We start from the raw sequence: 22,128 nt of genomic DNA on the forward strand, positions 1-22,128 counted from the left end.
AGCGTCAGGCGGGTAAGGATACCGGCACCGCATGAGTGCGGTGTTGATCCTGTTCGAGGCGATCAAGGCAATCGAGGCTGATGGCCGATGGCGAGGTCGCGCCGGTGAGGGTCATGGTAACCTTCATATCCTCGGCAAATAAGCGCAGCAGATGCGCCACGCCCGCTTCGCCCGCCGCGGCCAGGGCATAAATATAGGCCCGACCGAGCAGCACGCCTTTCGCGCCGAGGGCCAGCAGACGTATAACGTCCACGCCGGAGCGCACCCCGGAATCGGCAAGCACTGTCAGATCGTCGCCGACCGCATCCACCACCCTGGGCAGCGCCCGGGCGGTGGGGATGGCGCCATCGAGCTGTCTGCCGCCATGATTTGACACCACAATACCATCGGCGCCCAGCCGCACGGCATTGCGCGCATCGTCGGCATCGAGGATCCCTTTGATGATTAATTTTCCTTGCCAGCTGTCGCGGATCCACTCCAGATCGTGCCAGGCGATGGACGGGTCGAAGTTGTTGCTGATGAACCCCATATAGTCGTCCATGGTCATTTTGTGGCCGGTGTAGGCTTCGATATTACCAAACGACAGGGGTCTGCCCGCCAGCCCGACGTTCATCGCCCAGCGCGGATGGGTGCAAGCCTGGAGATATTGTCGCAGGGTGGCGTGCGGCCCGGACATTCCTGAGCGGTTATCGCGATACCGCGAGCCGGGGATTGGCATATCGACGGTAAATACCAGGGTTTTCATGCCAGCGGCCCAGGCGCGCTCCAGCGCGTTACGCATATAGCCGCGATCTTTGAGTACGTACAGCTGGGACCAGAGCGCGCCGCTGGCGTGGCTCGCCACCTCTTCAATCGAGCAGACCGACACGGTGGATAAGGTGTACGGGATCCCGGCGCGGGAGGCGGCGCGGGCCGCCTGGACTTCGCCGCGGCGGGCGTACATCCCGGTGGCGCCGACGGGCCCCAGCGCCACGGGCATCGCCCATGGGGCATCAAGGATCGTGGTCGCCAGCGTCGGTTCGCCGGCCCCGCACAGTACGCGCTGGCGAAGAGCTACCGAGGCAAGCTCGGCGGCGTTGGCGTTCATGGTGTTTTCCGCCACCGCGCCACCGTCAATATAATCGAAAAGGAAGCGGGGCAGACGACGACGAGCGGCTTCGCGATAATCGCTGGGGGCTGAAACAATCATTATTATGTCCTTATGTTTTTTAACCTTAGTGGATGTTCTGCAGGTAAAAAAACTATAGGCCTCTAAAAACCGGCGAGGAAATGAAATATTAGCATTCCCACTATTCCCTCATGGAATAATCTGCGTTGCACTCTGTGGTTGTTATTTTCTTTTAATGCTAACCGGTAAGGACATTATTTTTTGCGCCGGGCGCGGATTGGGCACAATAAATCAGCCTTGCGCCAGGCCACAGCACTGAAAAGGGGAAGGAGAGATCAGCCCGGCGCCAGGGAATACGCGCGCAGAAAGACGTCCAGGGCGCGCTCAACCCGCTGTTTGATTTCGTCGTCGGACAGCGGAGGTCTTGCGCCAAGTTTTATCGCCAGGCTGGTCATTCCCAACCATAAACCGGCCAGTTCGTCGGCAGCCTCCTGCGGATCGCAGGCTCGTAAAGTACCGGCTTCGATCGCCTCGGCGATGATCGCTTCCAGCATCTGCTGCGCGCGCCCCGGCCCGGCGGCGTAAAAGCGGCCGGGGAGATCGGGGTGACGCACGGCAGCCGAGGCGATCAGTCGGTCCCAGCCGGTCAGTTCCCGCTGGTTGATAAAGCGGACAAAGCGATAGCCAAACGCCGTCAGTACCTCGATCAGCGGCAGATGATGGCGCTGGGCGAAATCATGGTCGCTGATGGTGAGATCCGATTCCTGGCGTAAGACCGCCTCTATCAGATGTTCTTTATCGCTGAAATTGGCATACAGGGTGGCTTTCGCCACCCCGGCTACGCGGGCGATTTCGGCCGTTGTCACCTCCAGGCCCTGTTCCAGAAACAGCTTACGGGCGGCCTGAAGTATCGCCTGCGTTTTCAACGGATCTTTTGGCCGACCTTTCTGACGAGGGGTTTCGCTCATCGCCGATAGCCTGCAAACAGCGCGCTCATAATTAATCCTCCGACCACGGTAATGTGTTCAAGCGCAATATGGAATTCCTCAGTGCGCCGGGGTTCACTGAAGGCCCAGAAGGCGTGTCCCAGCGGAATAGTGAGTAATGTAAACACAATCAGCATCCCCGATCCAATCCAGCCGTAGCCGGCAGGATTAAAAACGATCAGCGCCGAACCCGCCAGCTGGCAAAAAATCGTGCCCGCCGCGAACAAGACCGGCCACGGCAGGCCGACGGTCACCATCTCCTGAACGATCTCCGCGAAATGAAAGACGCCGTAGATGCCTGCCATCCAGAAGAAGAAGGTCACCAGGACGCGAGAGAGACAAAGGGTGATGAAAAACAAGGTCGAATTAGGCATAAGATTTTACGCAATTGATAATAAACAGACTACGGAGTCTAAAAAATAATTTCAAGACTCACAAGTCTGTTAATTGTCCATTAGTGTTATGCCATTATAATCAGCCGCTTAGTTTGTTTTTCTCCTGCCAGGTGCCCTGCCGCAGGCTTTGCGTCAGACGTAAAGAAGGTGAATTTGAAATTGAGCAGATGGTATCTTTTGCTAGCCTTTCTGAGGAGGACAGACGGAGCGACACCATGAAAGATAAAGATGAACAAACGGCATTGATTGGCATGGCCATCGGCGCGGCGGTCATTAGCTTAGTGGCGACCCAAAAGCAGATTAATCAGGGGAGTATCGTGGATGAACTGGTGAGGCTGGGCAGACAGAAGGGGGACGGGGTAGAGGATGAGGTCTTTGTCCAGGCCGCCCGGCTGGTGAGTAAAGGCACCTAGCCAGCCGGTATCCCGCCTGGCAGTCCCGTTTGCCCGTTTTATTTTGGTTTTTATTCCCCGAATGCGGCCGGCGAGCGGCGCTTATTCCTTTCCTGAAGCGTTACCGGCGGGCGCTTTCACTACCCGCTTTTTTCTAGCGCATGGCCGGGGCCGCGCCCCGCGCTGGCATGGTCTTTCTGTTACGTTGTCACTTTATGTTCGCCTGCAAAGGATAACCAGCAAGGTGGTCTGCCGCTATTGCATAAATCGGTATTTTCGATACATCTTTGCCATTGCGTGCGGAGATAGAATGATTTCAAAATAACATATTATAAATCAATGCATTAAGTTCTATTTGCACGCCCTGATAATCCCCGGGCGAGGGTCTATGCTTATAAAAAGCACTAAATGAGGCAATACCCCTGCTGCAGAAGGGTTGAAGTGATAATCATTATCACTAACATGGCGGTATGCCTTGATGGCGCCAACCTGGAGGTCTATCGATGGAAGTACAAGCAGGAACTTTTAATCCCGCCGATTTCAGCTGGCAGGGACTGACCATGACGCCGGCCGCTGCCGCGCATATCCGCGATCTGATGCGCAAGCAGCCGGATAAGAAAGGGCTGCGGCTGGGCATTAAAACCAGCGGCTGCGCTGGTTTTGGCTATGTGCTCGAAATGATTGCCGAGCCGGCGCCCGACGATCTGCTCTTTGAATCTGACGGGGCGAAGCTGTTTGCGCCGCTGCAGGCGATGCCGTTCATCGACGGCACCGAGCTGGATTATGTCCGGGAAGGTTTAAATGAAATCTTTAAATTTCATAACCCGAAAGCGCAGCATGAGTGCGGCTGCGGCGAAAGTTTTGGGGTGCAGGCGGAGTAACTATGTCGCGTAATACTGAAGCAACTGACGATGTCAAAACCTGGACCGGCGGCCCGCTCAACTACAAAGAGGGCTTTTTTACTCGCCTGCAAACCGATGAGCTGGCCAAAGGCATTAATGAAGAAGTCGTTCGGGCTATCTCGGCTCGCCGCAATGAGCCGCAGTGGATGTTGGAGTTTCGTCTGAATGCCTACCGGGCGTGGCTGGAAATGGAGGAGCCGCACTGGCTGAAAGCGCATTACGATAAGCTGAATTATCAGGATTACAGCTACTATTCCGCGCCCTCCTGCGGCAACTGCGATGAGACCTGCGCCTCCGAGCCTGGCGCGGTGCAGCAGACCGGGGCCAATACCTTTCTGACCAGCGAGGTGGAAGAAGCCTTTAACCAGCTGGGCGTGCCGGTACGCGAAGGGCGCGAGGTGGCGGTGGACGCGATATTTGACTCGGTGTCGGTGGCGACCACATACCGAGAAAAGCTGGCCGAGCAGGGGATCATCTTCTGTTCTTTCGGCGAGGCGATCCACGACCATCCGGAACTGGTGAAAAAGTATCTGGGCACCGTAGTGCCGGGGAATGACAACTTCTTTGCCGCGCTGAACGCCGCGGTGGCTTCGGACGGCACCTTTATCTATGTGCCGAAGGGCGTCCGCTGCCCGATGGAGCTGTCGACCTATTTCCGCATCAACGCCGAAAAGACCGGGCAGTTTGAACGCACCATTCTGGTGGCCGATGAAGGCAGCTACGTCAGCTATATTGAAGGCTGCTCGGCGCCGGTGCGCGACAGCTATCAGCTGCATGCCGCGGTCGTTGAAGTCATCATCCATAAAGACGCGGAAGTGAAATACTCCACGGTGCAGAACTGGTTCCCCGGCGATAACAACACCGGCGGGATCCTCAACTTCGTCACCAAGCGCGCCCTGTGCGAAGGGGAGAACAGCAAAATGTCATGGACCCAGTCGGAAACCGGCTCGGCCATCACCTGGAAATACCCCAGCTGCATCCTGCGCGGCGATAACTCGATCGGCGAATTCTTTTCGGTGGCGCTGACCAGCGGCCATCAGCAGGCGGACACCGGCACCAAAATGATCCATATCGGCAAGAACACCCGCTCGACCATCATCTCGAAAGGGATCTCCGCTGGACACAGCCAGAACAGCTATCGCGGGCTGGTCAAAATCATGCCGACCGCCACCAACGCCCGCAACTATACCCAGTGCGATTCGATGCTGATCGGCCCGGACTGCGGGGCGCATACCTTCCCGTATGTTGAATGCCGCAACAACAGCGCCCAGCTGGAGCACGAGGCGACCACCTCGCGGATTGGCGAAGATCAATTGTTCTACTGCCTGCAGCGCGGGATCAGTGAAGACGACGCCATCTCGATGATCGTCAACGGTTTCTGTAAAGACGTCTTCTCCGAGCTGCCGCTGGAGTTCGCTGTAGAGGCGCAAAAATTGCTGGCCATTAGCCTTGAACATAGCGTCGGCTGATAATTAAGGAAAAAAGATGTTAAGTATTCAAGATTTACACGTCGCCGTCGAAGATAAAGCGATCCTGCGCGGGCTGAACCTTGAGGTGCGCCCGGGAGAGGTCCATGCCATTATGGGGCCGAACGGCTCAGGCAAAAGTACGCTTTCGGCCACCTTGGCCGGGCGTGAAGATTATGAGGTGACTGGCGGTCGCGTTGAATTTAAGGGCAAAAACCTGCTCGAACTCGCTGCGGAAGATCGCGCCGGGGAAGGTATCTTTATGGCCTTCCAGTATCCGGTAGAGATCCCCGGCGTCAGCAACCAGTTTTTCCTGCAGACTGCGCTGAATGCCGTGCGCAACTATCGTGGCCAGGAGGCGCTGGATCGTTTCGATTTCCAGGACTTAATGGAAGAAAAGATCAAGCTGCTGCAGATGCCGGAAGATCTCCTGACCCGCTCGGTGAACGTTGGCTTCTCCGGCGGTGAGAAAAAGCGCAACGATATTCTGCAAATGGCGGTGCTTGAGCCAGAGCTGTGCATTCTCGATGAATCGGATTCGGGGTTGGATATCGATGCCCTGAAAATCGTCTCGCAGGGAGTGAATGCCCTGCGCGACGGCAAACGCGCCTTTATCATTGTCACCCACTATCAGCGCATCCTTGACTATATCAAGCCGGACTATGTCCATGTGCTGTATCAGGGGCGGATTGTGAAGTCGGGCGATTTCTCTCTGGTCAAACAGCTGGAGGAGCAGGGCTATGGCTGGCTTACCGAACAGCAGTAACGCGCTGCAGCAGTGGCACCATCTGTTTGAAGCGCAGGGCGGCCCGCGTACCCCGGAGGCCAGTCAGCATCTGCAGCAGCTGCTGCGCCTTGGGCTGCCGACGCGCAAGCACGAGGACTGGAAATACACTCCGCTGGATGCCCTACTTAACGGTCGCTTTGTCGCCGATGAGGGAGCCTCTCTCAGCGCTGAACAGCGTGATGCGCTGGCGCTGCCGCTGGACGCCTGGCGGCTGGTGTTTATCGATGGCCGCTATCATCCTCAGCTGAGCGACGATCTTGCCGCCAGCGGCGTGGAGGTCAGTGTCGATAATCAGCGCCAGCATCTGCCGGATGCCCTGCAGCCGGAGGTGTTTCTCCATCTGACCGAAAGCCTGGCCCAGACGGTGACCCGCATTCGCGTGCCGCGCAACCGCCGCCTGGATAAACCGCTGCTGCTGATGCATATCACCAGTGGCCTGACCGGCGATGCGCTGAATACCGCCCACTATCGCCATCACCTGGCGCTGGAGAGCGGGGCGGAGGCGACGATTGTCGAGCATTACCTGAGCCTCAATGAGCAGCCGCATTTCACCGGCGGGCGATTGACCATGACGGTGGCCGATAACGCGCACCTCCAGCATATCAAGCTGGCATTTGAGAATGCCCGCAGCTATCACTTCGCCCATAACGACCTGCTGCTGGGCCGCGACGCCTCGGCCTTCAGCAGCAGTTTCCTGCTTGGCGGCCAGGTGCTGCGTCACCAGACCAGCACCCGCCTGGGCGGCGAAAACAGCAACCTGCGCCTCAATTCGCTGGCGATGCCGGTGAAAAATGAGGTCTGCGATAGCCGCACCTGGCTCGACCATCAGGTCGGCTACTGCACCAGCCGCCAGCTGCACAAAACCATCGTCAGCGATAAGGGGCGGGCGGTGTTTAACGGGCTGATCAACGTCGCGCCGCTCGCGCTGAAAACCGACGGTCAGATGACCAACAATAATCTGCTGCTCGGGCGGCTGGCGGAGGTCGACACCAAACCGCAGCTGGAAATTTACGCCGATGACGTGAAATGCAGCCACGGGGCGACGGTGGGGCGCATTGACGAAGAGCAGCTGTTCTATCTGCGCTCGCGCGGTATCGAACAGCAGGCGGCGCAGCAGATGATCCTCTACGCCTTCGCCGCCGAGCTCACCGAGGCTATCCGCAGCGACGCGCTCAGAGAGCAGGTGCTGGCGCGTATTGGACAGCGTTTGCCGGGAGGCACAGTATGACATTTTCAGTAGAACAGGTTCGCGCCGATTTTCCGGTACTGAACCGGGAGGTCAACGGTCAGCCGCTGGTCTATCTCGACAGCGCCGCCAGCGCCCAGAAGCCGGAGGCAGTGATCGGCGCAGAAGCGGAATTCTATCGCCACGGCTACGCGGCGGTGCACCGCGGCATCCATACCCTCAGCGCGGAAGCCACCGCGCGGATGGAAGCCGTGCGTCAGCAGGCGGCCACCTTCCTTAACGCCGGATCGGCGGAGGAAGTGGTGTTCGTCCGCGGCACCACCGAGGGTATCAACCTGGTGGCCAACAGCTGGGGAAACGCCAACGTCGGCGCCGGGGATAACATCATCATCAGCGAAATGGAGCACCACGCCAATATTGTGCCGTGGCAGATGCTCTGCGCCCGCGTCGGGGCTGAGCTGCGGGTGATCCCCCTGAACCCGGACGGTACGCTGCAACTGGATGTTGTCCCGGGACTGTTTGACCCGCGCACCCGCCTGCTGGCGATAACCGAGGTCTCCAACGTGCTGGGGACGGAAAACCCGCTGGCGGCGCTGATTGCTCTTGCGCATCAGCATGGCGCGAAAGTGCTGGTGGATGGCGCCCAGGCGGTGATGCACCACCCGGTGGACGTCCAGGCGCTGGGCTGCGATTTTTATGTTTTCTCCGCCCACAAGCTGTACGGGCCGACCGGGATCGGCGTGCTCTACGCCCGGTCCGAGCTGCTGCAGACGATGGCGCCTTGGGAAGGGGGCGGGTCGATGATCGCCACCGTCAGCCTGACGGAGGGCACCACCTGGAATCAGGCGCCGTGGCGCTTTGAGGCCGGCACGCCGAATACCGGGGGGATCATTGGCCTCGGCGCGGCGCTGACCTACGTCAGCCAGCTGGGACTGTCGCAGATTGCCGAGTATGAGCAGACGCTGATGCGCTACGCGCTCGATGCCCTGCGCGCGGTACCGGATCTGATCCTTTACGGCCCGGCGCAGCGTAAAGGGGTAATTGCTTTCAACCTCGGTCAGCATCACGCCTATGACGTCGGCAGCTTCCTCGATAACTACGGGATCGCCGTGCGGACCGGACACCACTGCGCGATGCCGTTGATGGCCCGGTATCAGGTACCGGCTATGTGTCGGGCATCGCTGGCGATGTACAATACCACGGAAGAGGTGGACCGCCTGGTGGCCGGCCTCCAGCGGATCCGCAAACTGTTAGGGTAAAGGACGGGACAATGGCGGCACTACCGGACAAAGACAAACTGTTGCGTAACTTTAGCCGTTGCGCCAACTGGGAAGAGAAGTATCTCTATATCATCGAGCTTGGCCAGCGTCTGGCGCCGCTAAGCCCGGAAGAACATAGCGTGCAGAACATTATTCAGGGCTGTCAAAGCCAGGTCTGGATCGTGATGGACCAGGATCCCACAGGCGTGATCACCCTGCGCGGCGATAGCGATGCGGCGATCGTCAAGGGTCTGATAGCGGTGGTGTTTATCCTCTATGACCGGATGACCGCTCAGGACATCACCGAGTTCGACGTGCGTCCGTGGTTTGAAAAAATGGCGCTCACCCAGCATCTCACCCCCTCCCGCTCGCAAGGCCTCGAAGCCATGATCCGCGCGATACGCGCGAAAGCGGCAAATATTAGCTAGAATAAACAGGTAGATTTCATTCTGTTACGTCCGGCAGGGCGCTGACCCTGCCGCCGTTCAGTCTCCTGGCGTTTTATCAGCGAAAGAAGGAATCTCAGTATGAAACGCAAAACGATGATCACCTTAGCCCTTCTCAGCGCCCTTGGCGCCTCCACGGCCGCCTGGGCCGTTGATTACCCGCTTCCTCCCGCCAACAGTCGGCTGATTGGTCAGAATCAGTACTGGACGGTCCAGGAGGGAGATCGCAACCTGCAGGCGATTGCGCGCCATTTCGATACCGCGGCGATGCTGATCCTCGAAGCCAACGATACGATTGCACCAGTGCAGCCGAAGCCCGGCACTCAGGTCCTTATCCCTTCTCAGATGCTGCTGCCCGACGTGCCGAGGGAGGGCATTGTCGTCAACCTCGCCGAACTGCGGCTGTATTACTTCCCGCCGGGAGAGAATCAGGTGCAGGTCTATCCGCTGGGCATTGGCCAGTTAGGTCTGGAAACGCCGGAGATGACCACCCGCGTGGGGCAGAAGATCCCTAACCCTACCTGGACGCCTACCGCCGGCATCCGCGCGCGCTCGCTGGAGAAAGGGGTGACGCTGCCGGCAGTGGTCCCGGCCGGACCGAACAATCCCCTGGGCCGCTATGCGCTGCGTCTGGCCTACGGTAACGGTGAATATCTCATCCACGGAACTAACGCCCCAGACAGCGTTGGTCTGCGCGTCAGCTCGGGCTGTATGCGGATGAACGCTGATGACATCAAAGCGCTGTTCAGCCAGGTGAAAACCGGGACGCCGGTACGGATTATCAATCAGCCGGTGAAGTTTGCCGTCGAGCCGGATGGTAAACGCTATGTCGAAGTCCACAGGCCGCTTTCGCAGACCGAAGGGGAAAACACCCGGACCATCGCTTACACGCTGCCAGCGGCGTTTCACGCCTTCGCAGAGGATAAAGCAGTGGATGACCTGCAGTTGAAAAAAGCGATGTCGAGAAGGGCGGGGTATCCGGTGGTGGTGTCGGCGGGGGCAGGTAGCACGGCGACGTCGCTGTCGGCGCAGAATAGTTCGTCTGACAACGGTCTGCTTACCCAATAGCCCTCATGCTGAGGGCAAAAAAAATGGCGCACAGAGTGCGCCATTTTTATTACCAGAACTCTTACTTACGGTAAGAGTGAGCCTGGTTGTCCAGACGCTGGTTAGCGCGAGCTGCGTCGTCTTTAGCAGCCTGAACGTCGGAACGCATTGCGTTCACGTCGTTGCTCAGCTGGTCAACTTTAGCGTTCAGAGTCTGAACGTCAGAAGACAGCTGATCGATTTTAGCATTGCTGGAGCAACCAGCCAGCAGAGTAGAACCCAGGATTACCGCGCCCAGTACCAGTTTAGTACGATTCATTATTAATACCCTCTAGATTGAGTTAATCTCCATGTAGCGTTACAAGTATTACACAAAGTTTTTTGGGATGAGAATATTTTTTTTACCTGAACGCACTTATTTTTGATCGTTCGCTCAAAGAAGCATCGAATTGCTCAGAATCGCTGAAAAAGGCGAGTGAAAACAGCGCGCTTCCATCGGATTCATCTTAGATAATCCCTTATTAAATAGTAAATTCCGATTTGCATTTTTAATAGGAAGAGCTAATCAATGAATAAAAAAAAGCGCCCCGCGAGGCGCTTTATTAAAAAAAACCAATTAACCTGTAAATTATTACAGCACGTGTACGGAAGCGGTATTAGTCGTGCCGCTCGGCACTAATGCGCCGGAAACCATCACCACTACGTCGCCTTTACGCGCGAGGCCGCTCTTCAGCGCCAGGTCTTTGCCCAGATGATAGAAATCATCGGTAGAGGCAATCTCTTCCACCAGCTGCGGTACCACGCCTTTGCTCAGCACCAGCTGACGAGCGGTGGTTTCGTTGGTGGTCAGCGCCAGGATGGTGGCATCCGGGAAGTATTTGCGCACAGCGCGTGCGGATTTACCGCCCTGGGTGGCGACCACGATCAGCGGCGCTTCCAGTTTCTCAGCGGTTTCTACCGCGCCGCGGCACACCGCTTCGGTGATGCGCAGTTTACGGTTGTCGTTGTTGAAGTCCAGACGGCTGGTCATCACGCGGTCGGTACGTTCGCAAATGGTCGCCATGATGGTGACCGCTTCCAGCGGGTATTTACCTTTCGCGGATTCGCCGGACAGCATCACCGCATCGGTGCCGTCGAGGATGGCGTTAGCCACGTCGCCGGCTTCAGCGCGGGTCGGACGCGGGTTCTTGATCATGGAGTCCAGCATCTGGGTGGCGGTGATAACCACTTTACGCGCGCGGATACATTTTTCGATGATCATTTTCTGGGCGAAGATAACTTCTTCAACCGGGATCTCCACGCCCATGTCGCCACGCGCAACCATGATGCCGTCAGACGCTTCGAGGATTTCGTCGAAGTTGTTCAGGCCTTCCTGGTTTTCGATTTTGGAGATGATCTGGATGTTTTCACCGCCGTGGGCTTTCAGGTGCTCACGGATCTCGACGACGTCGGAACGTTTACGGATGAAGGAGGCCGCGACGAAGTCCACGCCCTGTTCGCAACCGAAGATCAGATCCTGTTTGTCTTTCTCAGCCAGCGCCGGCAGGGCGATGGAGACGCCCGGCAGGTTAACGCCTTTGTTCTCGCCGAGGTCGCCATTGTTCAGCACTTTACAGATAACTTTGTTGCCTTCGATAGCCGTGACTTCCATACCGATCAGGCCATCGTCCACCAGGACGGTGTTGCCGACGGCGAGGTCGGAGGTGAAGCCTTCATAGGTTACCGCAACGATTTCGTTGTTGCCGATGACGGATTTATCGGTAGTGAAGGTGAAGGTCTGGCCTGCTTTCAGGGAGACGTCGTTGCCGCCTTCCAGCTTGATGGTACGAATTTCCGGCCCTTTGGTGTCCAGCAGAATAGCGGCTTTCTTACCGGTTTTGCTCATCACATTGCGCAGGTTCTGGATGCGCTGACCGTGTTCCGCATAGTCACCGTGGGAGAAGTTCAGACGCATCACATTCATGCCGGCTTCCAGCATTTTGGTCAGCATCTCTTCAGATTCGGTTTTCGGACCGATGGTGCAAACAATTTTGGTCTTTTTCATGACAGTTTTAGTCTTTAAGTTGTGAAGGATATGGAATTCTCGCTCCGCGGGCGCACTGCCGGGGAGCCAAACCTGTATTACGAAAGTTGCTAAGCCACGCCCTAAGGATAGGTGACAACCCTGAAGCGTGCAGAAGAATGTGTGCTGGCGGTTCAGCCCATGAAATGTGGCAAGGTGTTATGCGTTTTATCATGCAGTCCAATGCGCTGAAACCATTCAAGAAAGAATCGAAGCGCATTATACGCTGCCGAAATCAAAAAGGAAAATAAAAACCTCGTTTCAAATTATGGACAAAACGCGTAACAAAACCGGCACGTTATGCAAAAATCTACGCAACACACTTTTTCGTCACCGGCTATGAAAAAGAGTAAAAGAAATGGATTATTTCGCCATCATGAGCCGGTAAAATGCGTCATTGAACCTTTAAAGTGACGATGGTTTGCGTTGTGCGGGAAATCTATCAATAATGATTTGATTGATAATGATAAAATACGAGCCAAATTCTATGGGAAATAAAGCGAAAGACGACGACCTGTACCAGGAAATGTGCCGCGTGGTGGGTAAAGTCGTGCTGGAAATGCGTGACCTGGGTCAGGAGCCGAAACACATTGTCATTGCCGGTGTGCTGCGCACCTCGCTGGCGAACCGCAAAATCCAGCGTTCGCCGCTCACCGTGGAGGCTATGGAGAAAGTCATTCATGCGCTTTCCGGGCACTGATCCCTTGCGCCGGCGGGTCAGGAAATCACGAAGCGGATCACCGCCCTGACGGCAATGTCACAATGGTGAGCCACCATCGCTTCATCGTCGATGGCGGGTAGCGGATCGTCAAGATACAGGCTGCTGAAGGTGTAGAAGTTCGACACCTGATAAAAGCTGAAGCTGCTGATTAACCGGTGGACATCGCGCGCGTCGAGCCCCGCCTGAAAGACGCCCTGCTGCTGGCCGCGCAGTAAAATGTCTTCCAGAATCGACAGGGCGGTACGATTCAGCGGCTTCAGTTCACCCGAGCTTTTTAACCACTTGCCGCGCTGCATATTCTCCATGCAAATGACGCGCATATAGTCCGCATGGGTGGCGTGATAGCGCACGCTCCAGCGCACCAGCCGCACCAGCGCCTCCACCGGCGGCACATTCTCCAGCCCCAGCTGCTGCTCGGTTTCGCGGATCCGCGCATACACATGCTGCAGCACCTCCTGATAGAGCTGTTCTTTGCTTTTGAAGTAGTAAACCACCATGCGTTTGGTGGTCTGCGCCTCGGTGGCGATCTGCTCCATGCGGGCGCCTGACAGCCCGTGTTCAGCAAAGACAGCGATAGCGGCGCTGAAGATCCGCGCCTTCAGGGATTGTGCTTCATCATGGGCAACGACGGTCATGGCAACTCCTTTTTCTTGGGTGACAAAAAATACACATAATGATCACAATTTAGCAACCTGGTATGGCGCAAATGAACCAAATGATACATATTCAAGGCTTACGTCAGCTGTTGACCCGAGGACCTTATGCTGCGCTCTATCGCCACCGTTTCGATTTCCGGCACCCTGCCTGAGAAGCTGCACGCTATTGCGGCGGCGGGGTATCAGGGGGTGGAAATTTTCGAGAACGATCTGCTCTATTATACGGGGACGCCGGCGGAAATCCGCCAGCTTGCCGCCGATTTAGGGTTAAAAATCACGCTTTTTCAACCCTTTCGCGATTTTGAAGGCGCCAGTCGGGCGCAGTTTGCGGCGAATATGGCCCGCGCTCGGCGCAAGTTTGCTCTGATGCGCGAGCTGGGCTGCGAGACGCTGCTGTTGTGCAGCAATGTACAGCCGGACTGCTCGGCGGATAGCGAATTGCAGGTCGCGGACCTGCGGGCGCTGGCCACGCTGGCGGAAGAGGAGGGGATCGCTATCGGCTATGAGGCCCTGGCCTGGGGAACCCATGTGAACCGCTGGCAGCAGGCCTGGGAGCGAGTGCGGCGGGTGGACAGCCCGGCGTTGGGCCTGGTGCTCGACAGCTTCCATATTCTGGCCCGCGGCGACACGCTGGACGCGCTACCGTCGGTGCCGGTGGAGAAAATCACCTTTGTACAGCTCGCCGATGCGCCGTATATGAAAATGGATTTGCTGGAGTGGAGCCGCCACTTCCGCTGCTTTCCCGGACAGGGGGAGCTGCCGCTGGAGGCGTTTGCCGAGCAGATCACCCGCTGTGGCTACCGCGGCCCCTGGTCGCTGGAGATCTTCAATGACGGTTTTCGCGCCTCGCCGAACGGCGCGACGGCCAAAGATGGTTATCGTTCGCTGCTGTGGCTGGAGGAGCAAACCCGCCGTCGGCTCCCGACGTGCGATGCCGATCTGTTTTCACCGCCGCCGCTGCCGGTCTATCACGGGCTGGAGTTTATCGAGTTTGCCGCCAGCGCCGCCGAGGCGCAGCGCCTGGGGCAACATCTGCAGGCGCTGGGTTTTCAGCACGAGGGAAGCCACCGCTCCAGACAGGTGACGCTGTGGCGCAACGGCGGGGCGCGGATCGTCATCAACCATCAGCCGCACAGCTGGGCCGACCATTTTTATCAACGCCACGGGGTATCGCTCTGCGCGATGGCGCTGCGGGTCGAGCACAGCGCGTCGCTTGTCGCCCGCGCCCGCGCGCTGGGGTATGCCACCTGGCAGGGCGACGCCGGGCCGAACGAAACGCCGATCCCGGCGATCTGCGCCCCCGACGGCAGCCTTATCTATCTCATCGACGCCGGGGAGGCTATCTACGAGCGCGATTTTCATCTGCGTGATGGCGTGACGGTGCGCGAGGACTATCTCGGTATCGATCATCTGGCGCTGGGAATGGAGGCCGACAGCCGCGATAACTGGGTGATGTTCTTCCGTACGGTGTTTGGTTTTTCCCTTGAGCATGAGCAGACGCTGCCGGACCCGTATGGACTGGTGCGCAGCCTGGCGGTGCGCAGCCCGCAGGGCGATATCCGTCTGGCGCTGAATATTTCGCAGAGCCGGGCGACGCAGATCGCCCGCTCCGTTGCCTGCTACCAGGGGGCGGGGCTGCAGCATGCCGCCTTTGCCTGCCGCGATCTGCCGGCCGCCTGCGACCAGCTTGCCGAGGTTGCCCGCCATACGCTGCCGATCCCGGCCAATTATTATGACGATTTGCTGGCGCGCTTTGGCGGAGAGTTGGACGTCGGGCAGCTTCAGCGCCAGCAGCTCCTCTATGACCGCGATCCGCAGGGGGGAGATTTCCTGCATCTTTACACCCGGCCCTTTACCGCCGGCCGCTTTTTCTTTGAGTTAACCGAGCGCCGGGCTGGCTATGCGCTCTATGGCGCAGCGAATGCGGCCGTCCGTCTGGCGGCGATGCAGTATTGTTAGCCTGAATCAAATGGTTCATTATGCGTTAAACACAATAACAACACCCTCTGTACCCGAGACAGGAACCGACTATGAGCTCATATAGCCCTAACCCGACGGCTGCCGCCCAGCCAGCCGTTACCGTGCGCCGCTCCCGGCGGCGTATCGGCATTCTTGCGCTGTTGGCCATTGGCACCATGATCAACTATCTCGATCGCACCGTACTGGGGATCGCCGCCCCAAAGCTCACCGCTGAGCTGGGGATCGACCCGGCGATCATGGGAATCCTCTTCTCCGCCTTCGCCTGGACCTATGCTCTGGCGCAGATCCCCGGCGGACTGTTTCTCGACCGCTTTGGCAACAAAGTGACCTACTTTTTGTCACTGACCCTGTGGTCGCTGTTTACCCTGTTCCACGGCATGGCGGTGGGGCTGAAGACGCTGCTGCTGTGCCGCTTCGGGCTCGGTATTAGCGAAGCGCCGTGCTTTCCGGTCAACAGCCGGGTGGTCAGCGCCTGGTTCCCACAGCAGGAGCGGGCGAAGGCCACGGCGGTGTACACCGTGGGGGAGTATCTCGGGCTGGCCTGCTTTGCGCCGCTGCTGTTCTGGATCATGGACGGTTTCGGCTGGCGGGTGCTGTTCGTCAGCGTTGGCGCCGTCGGCATTCTGTTTGCCCTGGTGTGGTGGCGCTGCTACCGCGAACCGCATGAAGATCCGCGCCTTAGCCAGCAGGAGCGCGAGCATATCGAAAACGGCGGCGGCCTCAGCGCCCCGACCGACCAGCAGGTGGCGTTCAGCTGGCCGCTGGTCCGCCAGCTGCTGAGCAAACGGCAGATCATCGGCGCCAGTATCGGCCAGTTTGCCGGCAATACCGTGCTGGTGTTCTTTCTCACCTGGTTCCCCACCTGGCTGGCCACCGAGCGGCATATGCCCTGGCTGAAGGTCGGCTTTTTCTCCATCCTGCCGTTTGTCGCCGCCGCCGGCGGGGTGATGTTTGGCGGCTGGCTCTCCGACAAACTGCTCAAGGCCACCGGGTCGGCCAACCTTGGCCGTAAGCTGCCGATCGTCGCCGGTCTGCTGATGGCCAGCTGCATCATTACCGCCAACTGGCTGGAGAGCGACCTGGCGGTGATCCTGGTGATGTCGTTTGCCTTTTTTGGCCAGGGGATGGTGGGTCTCGGCTGGACGCTGATCTCCGATATCGCCCCGAAGGGGCTGGGCGGCCTGACCGGCGGCCTGTTTAACTTCTGCGCCAACCTCGCGGGGATCCTCACCCCGCTGGTGATCGGCTTTATCGTTGCCGGGTTCGGCAATTTCTTCTACGCCTTGATCTACATCGGCGGCGCCGCGCTGCTGGGCGTGGTGGCCTATCTGTTTATCCTCGGCGACGTCAAACGTATCGAGTTATCGCAGTAAGCAAAGGAGCAAGGCATGGTGATTAGTGGGAATACGCGGCTGATAGCGCACCTTGGCTATCCGACCGCCAGTTTTAAGGCGCCGATGATCTACAACCCGTGGTTCGTTGACCAGCAGGTGGACGTGAAGGTGGTGCCGATGGGGGTCAGGCCGGAGGACTACGCCGCGTTTATTCCGCCGCTGTTTACGATGACCAACATCATCGGCGCGCTGGTGACGATGCCGCATAAAATCGCCACCTGCGATCTGGTGCAGCGCCTGAGCCCGACGGCGGCCATCGCTGGCGCCTGCAATGCCATCCGCCGCGAGGCTGACGGTAGCCTGAGCGGAGACATGTTCGATGGCGAGGGATTTGTGCTGGGCCTGCGTCGTAAAGGGTTTAACCCGCAGGGGACGCGGGCGCTGGTGGTTGGCAGCGGCGGGGTGGGATCGGCTATCGCCGCCTCCCTCGCGGCGGCGGGGGTCAGCGCCCTGACCCTGTACGATACCCGGCCCGAGGTGGCGCACGCCCTCGCCGGGCGGCTGCATCAGCACTATCCGCAGCTCGATATCACCCTGATGCAGCCCGATCCTGCCGGACACGAGCTGGTGGTCAATGCCACCCCGCTGGGGATGAAGGCCAGCGATCCGCTGCCGCTGGACGTTGACCGTCTGGCGCCAGGCGCCTGGGTGGGGGAAGTCGTCATGACTCAGGAGTACACCCCGCTGCTGAGGGCCGCTCAGGCACGACAGTGCCACATCCAGCGCGGGACCGACATGCTGTTTGAAATGATCCCTGCCTATCTGCGCTTTTTTGACCTACCGGTAGCCACCCCCGAGCAGCTGCGGACCCTGGCAGAAATTCGCTACTGACGCGACGGCAAACCGGGTAATATAGCGCTATATTATCCGGTTTATAGCGATATCCTATGGCAAACACCTCTCTCACGCTGCTGGCGGCGGGAAGCCTGAGAAGCGCCTTCCTGCCGCTGGTGGCGCACTTTCGGCAGCACACTGGCCTGGCGGTCGATGCGCAGTTTGGCCCTGCCGGCCTGCTGCGCGAGCGGATCGAAGCCGGGTCGCCGTGCGCGGTTTTTGCTTCCGCCAACGCGGCGCACCCGCAGGCGCTGCTGCAGGCGGGTCTGGCGCAGGAATGCCAGGGATTTGCCGGCAACCAGCTGATGCTGACCGCCCGGCGGTCGCCGGACAACGATGGCCTGGACTGGCTGGCGCTGCTCAGCACGCCCCGCCTGCGGTTGGCGACCTCCACGCCGGGCTGCGATCCGTCGGGAGATTATACCTGGCAGCTGTTCGCCCGAATTGAGGCACGCTATCCAGGGTTGGGCAACGCGATGGCCGGGCGGGCGCAGCAGCTGGTCGGCGGCAGAGACTCACTGAGCGTGCCGCCGGGAGAGATAGCCGGCGCGTGGCTTATTCGTCAGAATCTGGCGGATCTGTTTATCGGCTATGCTCACTATGGCCCCGCGCTGGCCACCTGCGACGTTCTGCGTACCCTGACCATCCCGGCGCCGTGGAATATTCGCTGCGATTACCAGCTGGCGCGTCTCAGGGCCGATCCCGCCGCGCTGGCCCTGTATCGCTTTATCCTCGGCGACGTTGGTCAGGGGTATCTCCGGCAGGCGGGTTTTATGCCGTTCAGCGACGCAGCGTAAACCCCGGCGCCAGCAGAGGGAACGCGGAGGCGGCATGGCGGATCAGGCGTACCGGCAGGCCGTACGCTTGCCGGAGATGCGTTTCGCTCAGCACGTCGGCGGTCTCACCCGCCAGCCACCGGCCCTCCGGCAGCAGAAGCAGCGTATGGCTGGCCACCTGTAGGGCGTGGTTGGGATCATGGGTGGTGAACAGGACGGTGCGCGCCTGGCGGTGGGCGAGGTCGCCGATCAGCTGCAGCACCACCTGCTGGTTACCGAGGTCCAGCGCCGAGCAGGGCTCATCCAGCAGGATATTCTGGCTGGCGCTGACCAGCGCGCGGGCAATCAACACCAGCTGCTGCTGGCCGCCGGAGAGGGCGCCGAAGTCATCTTCGGCCAGGGCGGCAATCCCCAGCTGCGCCAGCGCCTGCTCAACCCGCCGGGCATCCTCCTCGTCCGGCTGGGCAAAGAGATCCACATGACGGGCCCGGCCCATCAGCACCACATCGCTCACGCGCCAGCGAAAAGCGGGACGAAACGACTGCGGAACCAGGGCCACGCCGCCCTCGCACTGCATCTCGCCGCCCAGCGGCGGCAACACGCCGGTCAGGGTATCCAGCAGGGTACTTTTTCCCCGGCCATTGGCGCCCAGCACCGCCCAGATCTCACCGGGCCGGCAGGCCAGCGTGAGCGGGGCGAAGAGCGGCTGACGGTGGCCGTAGCGTAGCGCTTGCAGCGATAATGAGCTGTTCATCGGGTCGTACTCCGGCGTCGGGATTGCACCAGCAACACGGTAAACAGCGGCGCCCCGAGCAGGGCAGTGATGATCCCGATCGGGATCTCCGCCTGGGTCAGCGTGCGCGCCAGATCGTCCACCACCAGCATCAGCGCGGCGCCGAGCCAGAAGGCGGTGGGCAGCAGGCGACGATGGTCAGCCCCTACCAGCAGACGGGCGAGGTGCGGGACCACCAGACCCATCCAGGCGATGCTGCCGCTGACCGCCACCTGGGCTGCCACCAGCACAGCGCAGCAAACCAGCACGCCGCGACGCAGCGCGGCCACCGGAACGCCAAGACTGCGGGCATCGCGCTCCTCCAGGGCCAGCAGGTTGATCCGCCAGCGCAGCTTCCACAGCGCCCCGGCAGCCACCGCCAGGGGCAGGGACATAAGCAGTACCTTATGCCAGCTGGCGGTCGCGAAGCTGCCGAGCAGCCAGAAAACGATGTTCGGTAACGTCTCTTCGCTGTCGGCGAGGTACTGCATCAGGCTGACCAGCGCGGCGAAGAAGCCGCTGAGAATGATCCCGGACAGAATCAGCCCCAGCGTGCTGTCCCGCCCCTGCAGGGCGGCGAGGGCGTAAATCAGCCCCAGCGCGACGAGGCCGAAGAAAAAGGTCGAGGCCATCATCAGCAGACTGCCGACGCCCAACAGGATCGCCAGCGTGCCGCCAAAGGCGGAGCCGGCGGTCACCCCGATGATGTGCGGGTCCACCAGCGGGTTCTGGAACACGCCCTGCAAGGTGGCGCCGCACAGCCCCAGCGCGCCCCCGGCCAGCAGGGCCATCACCACGCGCGGCAGGCGAACCGACCAGACGATCTGCCCGATCACCCCTTCACCTGGCGGCAGATGGACCAGAGTGTGGCCAACGGCGCTCAGGCTTAACGGGTACTGGCCGAAACAGAGCGAGGCGACCGCGATCGCCAGCGTCGCCAGCGCCAGGCTTCCCTGCACCAGCCAGGGCTGAGAGTTAGCGGGCATCTGGCGTCCACTCCACGCGGTAAAAACGCTGATAATAATCCCTGGCTTTACTGTCCACATCGATGCTCTGGTAGCGCGCAGGATAGAGTTTTTTCGCCATCCACAGCTCACCCAGCGCCAGGGCCTCCGGCATCGGGTAACCCCAGGCTTTGGCATACTCCGGCATCAGCCACACGCGGTGATGTTTCACCGCATCGATCGTCTGCCACTGCGGGTCGTTCTCTATCTGTTTGACCACCTGCGGATAACGGTCCTGGACGAAGATCACCTGGGGGTTCCACTCCAGCACCTGCTCCAGCGACACCTGGCGGGCGCCTTTTACGCTGGCGGCCGCCACGTTCAGCGCCCCGGCGTGCGCCATCATCAGCCCGGTGTATTTGCCAGCGCCATAGGTATTCAGATCGGGGTTGGCCATGTACACCCGCACCCGCTGGTTCGGTGGAATATCGGCCACCGGCGCATTGGCTTGCTTGCGCGCCTCGAAGGTGTAGTGAATCAGCGCCTCGGCCTCGGGCTGGCGCTCGACCACCTCGCCGATAAGGCGGATCCCCTCCATCAGCCCGGCGTTATAGGCCTGCTCTTCGTCAGCCATGGTGGGGTTCATTTTATTTTTTTCCCCGGCGGCATCATGGCGCAGCGAGATGGCCACCACCGGGATCCCGGCCTGTTGGATCTGCGCGATCATCGCCGGCGGCGCATAGTTGGCGACGAAAACCACCTGCGGACGCAGCGCCAGCAGGCTTTCAATATTGACCTGGGTAAGATCGCCCGGGGTCGCCAGTTGCCCGATCTCGGGCATAAAGCGGGCGAACTGCGGCCCGAGCTGTTTCTTCCAGCTGCTTAAGACGCCGACGATATCCTCGGCGGCATGCAGTTGTACCAGCAGGTTGAGCGTCTGATGCTGCAGAACCACAACGCGGGTGACGTGGTCGGGGAGGGTGACCTGGCGACCCAGCTGGTCGGTGACGGTGCGGTCGGCGAAGGCCTGGCCGGTCAACAGGCTGGCGCTGAGCAGCGTCAGGCCCAGCAGTAAGGGGTGTTTTGACATGGTGTGGCCCGAATGGCGTGAAAATTCGTTGTGTATTAAATTATATAACGAAGCCGGGCGCAATGGTTGATCGCGGTTACCCTCATCACGATCAGGGCATTTCGTACCACACTTCTTCCTCTTCCATGCGGGCTTCTATCTGCCTCGCCACCCTCTGCAGCGCAGGGAGATGCTTCTGCGCCGCCTGCTCAATGGTCATTGCGCTGGCGATATAGACCAGGTTCAGGCAGACGATAACCCGCTGCTGACTGCAGACCGGCACGGCGATCGAGGCGATTTTCTCCTCCTGCCGCCAGCCGCGGAAGTTTTCGCCATAGCCGTTCTGGCGGGTGCGGGCGAGGATCGCCGCCAGCCGTTCCGGTTCGCGGGCCAACTGATACTCAGCTTCCGGACGGGCGGCCAGCATGCTGACGATGGCGTCGCGTTCCGCGTCGGGGGCAAAGGCCAGCCACGTCAGTCCGGAGGCGGTGAGCAGCAGCGGCAGCCGCCGTCCGACCATCGCGCGGTGAAACGACAGTCGGCTGAAGCGGTGGGTAGTCTCGCGCACCACCATGGCGTCGACGTCGAGGGTGGTGATGTCCGTTGGCCACTGCACCTCGCGCAGCAGCTCGCCGAGCAGCGGCGTGGCGAGGGCAGAAATCCAATGTTCGTCACGAAATCCATCGCTCAGCTGGCGGACGTTAATGGTCAACCGGAAGCTGTCATCGGAGCGGCTGCGGCGGACAAAACCCTCCTCCTGTAGCGTCTCCAGCAGCCGGCGCACGGTGGTGCGATGCAGGCCGCTAAACTCCGCCAGCAGGCCCGGCGTCGCGCCGCCGTCGAATTTATTTAACAATTTTAATAACAATAAACCCCGGCTTAATCCGCGCACCGTTTTGTACGCTGCGGACCCATCGTCACGCATAAATACCCCCTTAAAATGCTT

The 22,128-nt window shown here is 59.7% G+C and carries 25 protein-coding genes and 1 pseudogene; 15 read left to right on the forward strand and 11 right to left on the reverse strand.

Annotated elements, in window-relative coordinates:
• Positions 1–4: 4 nt before the first annotated feature.
• The 4 genes from lldD to IB144_RS11020 form a co-directional block, all read right to left on the reverse strand.
• Entirely contained in the window at positions 5–1,189 is a 1,185-nt protein-coding gene (gene lldD, locus IB144_RS11005; protein WP_004151846.1) for an FMN-dependent L-lactate dehydrogenase LldD, read from the reverse strand.
• Positions 1,190–1,443: 254 nt separating this feature from the next.
• A complete protein-coding gene (locus tag IB144_RS11010; protein ID WP_002908882.1) occupies positions 1,444–2,076 on the reverse strand; it encodes a TetR/AcrR family transcriptional regulator in 633 nt (210 codons plus the stop codon).
• Entirely contained in the window at positions 2,073–2,468 is a 396-nt protein-coding gene (locus tag IB144_RS11015) for a DoxX family protein (protein WP_004143228.1), read from the reverse strand. The genes IB144_RS11010 and IB144_RS11015 overlap by 4 nt, the downstream gene beginning before the upstream one ends.
• Positions 2,469–2,568: 100 nt before the next feature.
• Positions 2,569–2,706, reverse strand: coding sequence for a hypothetical protein (locus IB144_RS11020; protein ID WP_014343173.1), 138 nt, complete (start codon positions 2,704–2,706; stop codon positions 2,569–2,571).
• Here IB144_RS11020 and IB144_RS11025 point away from each other — a divergent pair.
• The 8 genes from IB144_RS11025 to IB144_RS11060 all read left to right on the forward strand — a co-directional run bounded on the left by IB144_RS11025 (position 2,705) and on the right by IB144_RS11060 (position 9,995).
• Positions 2,705–2,902: a hypothetical protein gene (locus IB144_RS11025; RefSeq protein ID WP_002908880.1), complete on the forward strand. Its 198-nt coding sequence runs from the start codon at positions 2,705–2,707 to the stop codon at positions 2,900–2,902. The genes IB144_RS11020 and IB144_RS11025 overlap by 2 nt on opposite strands.
• A 482-nt stretch (positions 2,903–3,384) precedes the next feature.
• Positions 3,385–3,762: a Fe-S cluster assembly scaffold SufA gene (sufA, locus tag IB144_RS11030; protein ID WP_004143232.1), complete on the forward strand. Its 378-nt coding sequence runs from the start codon at positions 3,385–3,387 to the stop codon at positions 3,760–3,762.
• 2 nt (positions 3,763–3,764) lie between these two features.
• Complete coding sequence (gene sufB / locus IB144_RS11035; protein ID WP_002908877.1) at positions 3,765–5,252, forward strand: Fe-S cluster assembly protein SufB; 1,488 nt, start codon at positions 3,765–3,767, stop codon at positions 5,250–5,252.
• Between the two features lie 16 nt (positions 5,253–5,268).
• Entirely contained in the window at positions 5,269–6,015 is a 747-nt protein-coding gene (sufC, locus tag IB144_RS11040) for a Fe-S cluster assembly ATPase SufC (RefSeq protein ID WP_002908876.1), read from the forward strand.
• Positions 5,990–7,264, forward strand: coding sequence for a Fe-S cluster assembly protein SufD (gene sufD / locus IB144_RS11045; RefSeq protein ID WP_023158837.1), 1,275 nt, complete (start codon positions 5,990–5,992; stop codon positions 7,262–7,264). The genes sufC and sufD overlap by 26 nt, the downstream gene beginning before the upstream one ends.
• Positions 7,261–8,481, forward strand: a complete 1,221-nt coding sequence (gene sufS, locus IB144_RS11050) for a cysteine desulfurase SufS (protein ID WP_023158838.1) — start codon at positions 7,261–7,263, stop codon at positions 8,479–8,481. The genes sufD and sufS overlap by 4 nt, the downstream gene beginning before the upstream one ends.
• 11 nt (positions 8,482–8,492) lie before the next feature.
• Positions 8,493–8,909 carry a cysteine desulfuration protein SufE gene (gene sufE / locus IB144_RS11055; protein ID WP_002908865.1) on the forward strand — a complete coding sequence of 139 codons (417 nt, stop codon included), beginning with the start codon at positions 8,493–8,495 and terminating at the stop codon, positions 8,907–8,909.
• A gap of 99 nt (positions 8,910–9,008) precedes the next feature.
• Complete coding sequence (locus IB144_RS11060) at positions 9,009–9,995, forward strand: L,D-transpeptidase family protein (protein ID WP_004143241.1); 987 nt, start codon at positions 9,009–9,011, stop codon at positions 9,993–9,995.
• 61 nt (positions 9,996–10,056) lie between these two features.
• On the opposite strand, the gene IB144_RS11065 is transcribed toward IB144_RS11060, so the two are convergent.
• Together IB144_RS11065 and pykF are read right to left on the reverse strand one after the other, a co-directional pair.
• Positions 10,057–10,293, reverse strand: a complete 237-nt coding sequence (locus IB144_RS11065; RefSeq protein ID WP_002908860.1) for a major outer membrane lipoprotein — start codon at positions 10,291–10,293, stop codon at positions 10,057–10,059.
• A 312-nt stretch (positions 10,294–10,605) separates the two neighbouring features.
• Positions 10,606–12,018 carry a pyruvate kinase PykF gene (gene pykF / locus IB144_RS11070; RefSeq protein ID WP_002908859.1) on the reverse strand — a complete coding sequence of 471 codons (1,413 nt, stop codon included), beginning with the start codon at positions 12,016–12,018 and terminating at the stop codon, positions 10,606–10,608.
• Positions 12,019–12,155: 137 nt separating this feature from the next.
• Here pykF and IB144_RS11075 point away from each other — a divergent pair, with 137 nt between their 5' ends.
• The 3 genes and pseudogenes from IB144_RS11075 (at position 12,156) to fumD (ending at position 12,736) form a co-directional block, all read left to right on the forward strand.
• The gene (locus tag IB144_RS11075; RefSeq protein ID WP_004217210.1) at positions 12,156–12,287 is read left to right on the forward strand and encodes a hypothetical protein; all 132 of its coding nucleotides are present in this window, start codon (positions 12,156–12,158) and stop codon (positions 12,285–12,287) included.
• A gap of 88 nt (positions 12,288–12,375) precedes the next feature.
• Positions 12,376–12,534 (forward strand): annotated as a pseudogene (locus IB144_RS11080) (hypothetical protein).
• A complete protein-coding gene (gene fumD, locus IB144_RS11085; RefSeq protein WP_004180357.1) occupies positions 12,524–12,736 on the forward strand; it encodes a fumarate hydratase FumD in 213 nt (70 codons plus the stop codon). Before IB144_RS11080 ends, fumD begins: the two are co-directional and overlap by 11 nt.
• A gap of 17 nt (positions 12,737–12,753) precedes the next feature.
• On the opposite strand, the gene IB144_RS11090 is transcribed toward fumD, so the two are convergent.
• Positions 12,754–13,392 (reverse strand): TetR family transcriptional regulator, encoded by a 639-nt coding sequence (locus tag IB144_RS11090; RefSeq protein ID WP_002908844.1) that lies wholly within the window; start codon positions 13,390–13,392, stop codon positions 12,754–12,756.
• A gap of 126 nt (positions 13,393–13,518) precedes the next feature.
• Here IB144_RS11090 and IB144_RS11095 point away from each other — a divergent pair, with 126 nt between their 5' ends.
• From IB144_RS11095 to IB144_RS11110, 4 genes are all read left to right on the forward strand, one after another.
• Positions 13,519–15,372: a sugar phosphate isomerase/epimerase and 4-hydroxyphenylpyruvate domain-containing protein gene (locus IB144_RS11095; RefSeq protein WP_004148702.1), complete on the forward strand. Its 1,854-nt coding sequence runs from the start codon at positions 13,519–13,521 to the stop codon at positions 15,370–15,372.
• 71 nt (positions 15,373–15,443) lie between these two features.
• A complete protein-coding gene (locus IB144_RS11100) occupies positions 15,444–16,766 on the forward strand; it encodes an MFS transporter (RefSeq protein WP_004148701.1) in 1,323 nt (440 codons plus the stop codon).
• A gap of 15 nt (positions 16,767–16,781) precedes the next feature.
• Positions 16,782–17,618, forward strand: a complete 837-nt coding sequence (locus IB144_RS11105) for a shikimate 5-dehydrogenase (protein WP_004175664.1) — start codon at positions 16,782–16,784, stop codon at positions 17,616–17,618.
• A 56-nt stretch (positions 17,619–17,674) separates the two neighbouring features.
• Positions 17,675–18,418, forward strand: coding sequence for a substrate-binding domain-containing protein (locus IB144_RS11110; protein ID WP_004180354.1), 744 nt, complete (start codon positions 17,675–17,677; stop codon positions 18,416–18,418).
• Here the strand turns inward: IB144_RS11110 and IB144_RS11115 are convergent.
• The 4 genes from IB144_RS11115 to IB144_RS11130 form a co-directional block, all read right to left on the reverse strand.
• Entirely contained in the window at positions 18,402–19,151 is a 750-nt protein-coding gene (locus IB144_RS11115) for an ABC transporter ATP-binding protein (RefSeq protein WP_004151841.1), read from the reverse strand. The two genes, IB144_RS11110 and IB144_RS11115, sit on opposite strands and share 17 nt — an antisense overlap.
• Entirely contained in the window at positions 19,148–20,155 is a 1,008-nt protein-coding gene (locus tag IB144_RS11120) for an iron ABC transporter permease (RefSeq protein WP_004151840.1), read from the reverse strand. The genes IB144_RS11115 and IB144_RS11120 overlap by 4 nt, the downstream gene beginning before the upstream one ends.
• A complete protein-coding gene (locus tag IB144_RS11125) occupies positions 20,145–21,203 on the reverse strand; it encodes an ABC transporter substrate-binding protein (protein ID WP_065888586.1) in 1,059 nt (352 codons plus the stop codon). The genes IB144_RS11120 and IB144_RS11125 overlap by 11 nt, the downstream gene beginning before the upstream one ends.
• 91 nt (positions 21,204–21,294) lie before the next feature.
• Positions 21,295–22,107: a DNA-binding transcriptional regulator gene (locus IB144_RS11130; RefSeq protein WP_065888585.1), complete on the reverse strand. Its 813-nt coding sequence runs from the start codon at positions 22,105–22,107 to the stop codon at positions 21,295–21,297.
• Positions 22,108–22,128 lie beyond the last annotated feature (21 nt).

The organism is Klebsiella sp. K4, assembly GCF_014596785.2.
Lineage (GTDB): Bacteria > Pseudomonadota > Gammaproteobacteria > Enterobacterales > Enterobacteriaceae > Klebsiella > Klebsiella pneumoniae.

What these genes read in the sequence shown, in the direction of transcription:
- IB144_RS11010 (WP_002908882.1), bottom strand. Translation starts at nt 2,076, where the DNA reads ATGAGCGAAACCCCTCGTCAGAAAGGTCGGCCAAAAGATCCGTTGAAA.
- pykF (WP_002908859.1), bottom strand. Translation starts at nt 12,018, where the DNA reads ATGAAAAAGACCAAAATTGTTTGCACCATCGGTCCGAAAACCGAATCT.
- IB144_RS11075 (WP_004217210.1), top strand. Translation starts at nt 12,156, where the DNA reads ATGTGTGCTGGCGGTTCAGCCCATGAAATGTGGCAAGGTGTTATGCGT.
- IB144_RS11120 (WP_004151840.1), bottom strand. Translation starts at nt 20,155, where the DNA reads ATGCCCGCTAACTCTCAGCCCTGGCTGGTGCAGGGAAGCCTGGCGCTG.
- IB144_RS11125 (WP_065888586.1), bottom strand. Translation starts at nt 21,203, where the DNA reads ATGTCAAAACACCCCTTACTGCTGGGCCTGACGCTGCTCAGCGCCAGC.
- IB144_RS11025 (WP_002908880.1), top strand. Translation starts at nt 2,705, where the DNA reads ATGAAAGATAAAGATGAACAAACGGCATTGATTGGCATGGCCATCGGC.
- fumD (WP_004180357.1), top strand. Translation starts at nt 12,524, where the DNA reads ATGGGAAATAAAGCGAAAGACGACGACCTGTACCAGGAAATGTGCCGC.
- lldD (WP_004151846.1), bottom strand. Translation starts at nt 1,189, where the DNA reads ATGATTGTTTCAGCCCCCAGCGATTATCGCGAAGCCGCTCGTCGTCGT.
- IB144_RS11130 (WP_065888585.1), bottom strand. Translation starts at nt 22,107, where the DNA reads ATGCGTGACGATGGGTCCGCAGCGTACAAAACGGTGCGCGGATTAAGC.
- IB144_RS11060 (WP_004143241.1), top strand. Translation starts at nt 9,009, where the DNA reads ATGAAACGCAAAACGATGATCACCTTAGCCCTTCTCAGCGCCCTTGGC.
- IB144_RS11095 (WP_004148702.1), top strand. Translation starts at nt 13,519, where the DNA reads ATGCTGCGCTCTATCGCCACCGTTTCGATTTCCGGCACCCTGCCTGAG.
- IB144_RS11020 (WP_014343173.1), bottom strand. Translation starts at nt 2,706, where the DNA reads ATGGTGTCGCTCCGTCTGTCCTCCTCAGAAAGGCTAGCAAAAGATACC.
- IB144_RS11105 (WP_004175664.1), top strand. Translation starts at nt 16,782, where the DNA reads ATGGTGATTAGTGGGAATACGCGGCTGATAGCGCACCTTGGCTATCCG.
- IB144_RS11110 (WP_004180354.1), top strand. Translation starts at nt 17,675, where the DNA reads ATGGCAAACACCTCTCTCACGCTGCTGGCGGCGGGAAGCCTGAGAAGC.
- IB144_RS11090 (WP_002908844.1), bottom strand. Translation starts at nt 13,392, where the DNA reads ATGACCGTCGTTGCCCATGATGAAGCACAATCCCTGAAGGCGCGGATC.
- sufE (WP_002908865.1), top strand. Translation starts at nt 8,493, where the DNA reads ATGGCGGCACTACCGGACAAAGACAAACTGTTGCGTAACTTTAGCCGT.
- sufA (WP_004143232.1), top strand. Translation starts at nt 3,385, where the DNA reads ATGGAAGTACAAGCAGGAACTTTTAATCCCGCCGATTTCAGCTGGCAG.
- IB144_RS11115 (WP_004151841.1), bottom strand. Translation starts at nt 19,151, where the DNA reads ATGAACAGCTCATTATCGCTGCAAGCGCTACGCTACGGCCACCGTCAG.
- sufC (WP_002908876.1), top strand. Translation starts at nt 5,269, where the DNA reads ATGTTAAGTATTCAAGATTTACACGTCGCCGTCGAAGATAAAGCGATC.
- IB144_RS11015 (WP_004143228.1), bottom strand. Translation starts at nt 2,468, where the DNA reads ATGCCTAATTCGACCTTGTTTTTCATCACCCTTTGTCTCTCTCGCGTC.
- IB144_RS11100 (WP_004148701.1), top strand. Translation starts at nt 15,444, where the DNA reads ATGAGCTCATATAGCCCTAACCCGACGGCTGCCGCCCAGCCAGCCGTT.
- sufB (WP_002908877.1), top strand. Translation starts at nt 3,765, where the DNA reads ATGTCGCGTAATACTGAAGCAACTGACGATGTCAAAACCTGGACCGGC.
- sufD (WP_023158837.1), top strand. Translation starts at nt 5,990, where the DNA reads ATGGCTGGCTTACCGAACAGCAGTAACGCGCTGCAGCAGTGGCACCAT.
- sufS (WP_023158838.1), top strand. Translation starts at nt 7,261, where the DNA reads ATGACATTTTCAGTAGAACAGGTTCGCGCCGATTTTCCGGTACTGAAC.
- IB144_RS11065 (WP_002908860.1), bottom strand. Translation starts at nt 10,293, where the DNA reads ATGAATCGTACTAAACTGGTACTGGGCGCGGTAATCCTGGGTTCTACT.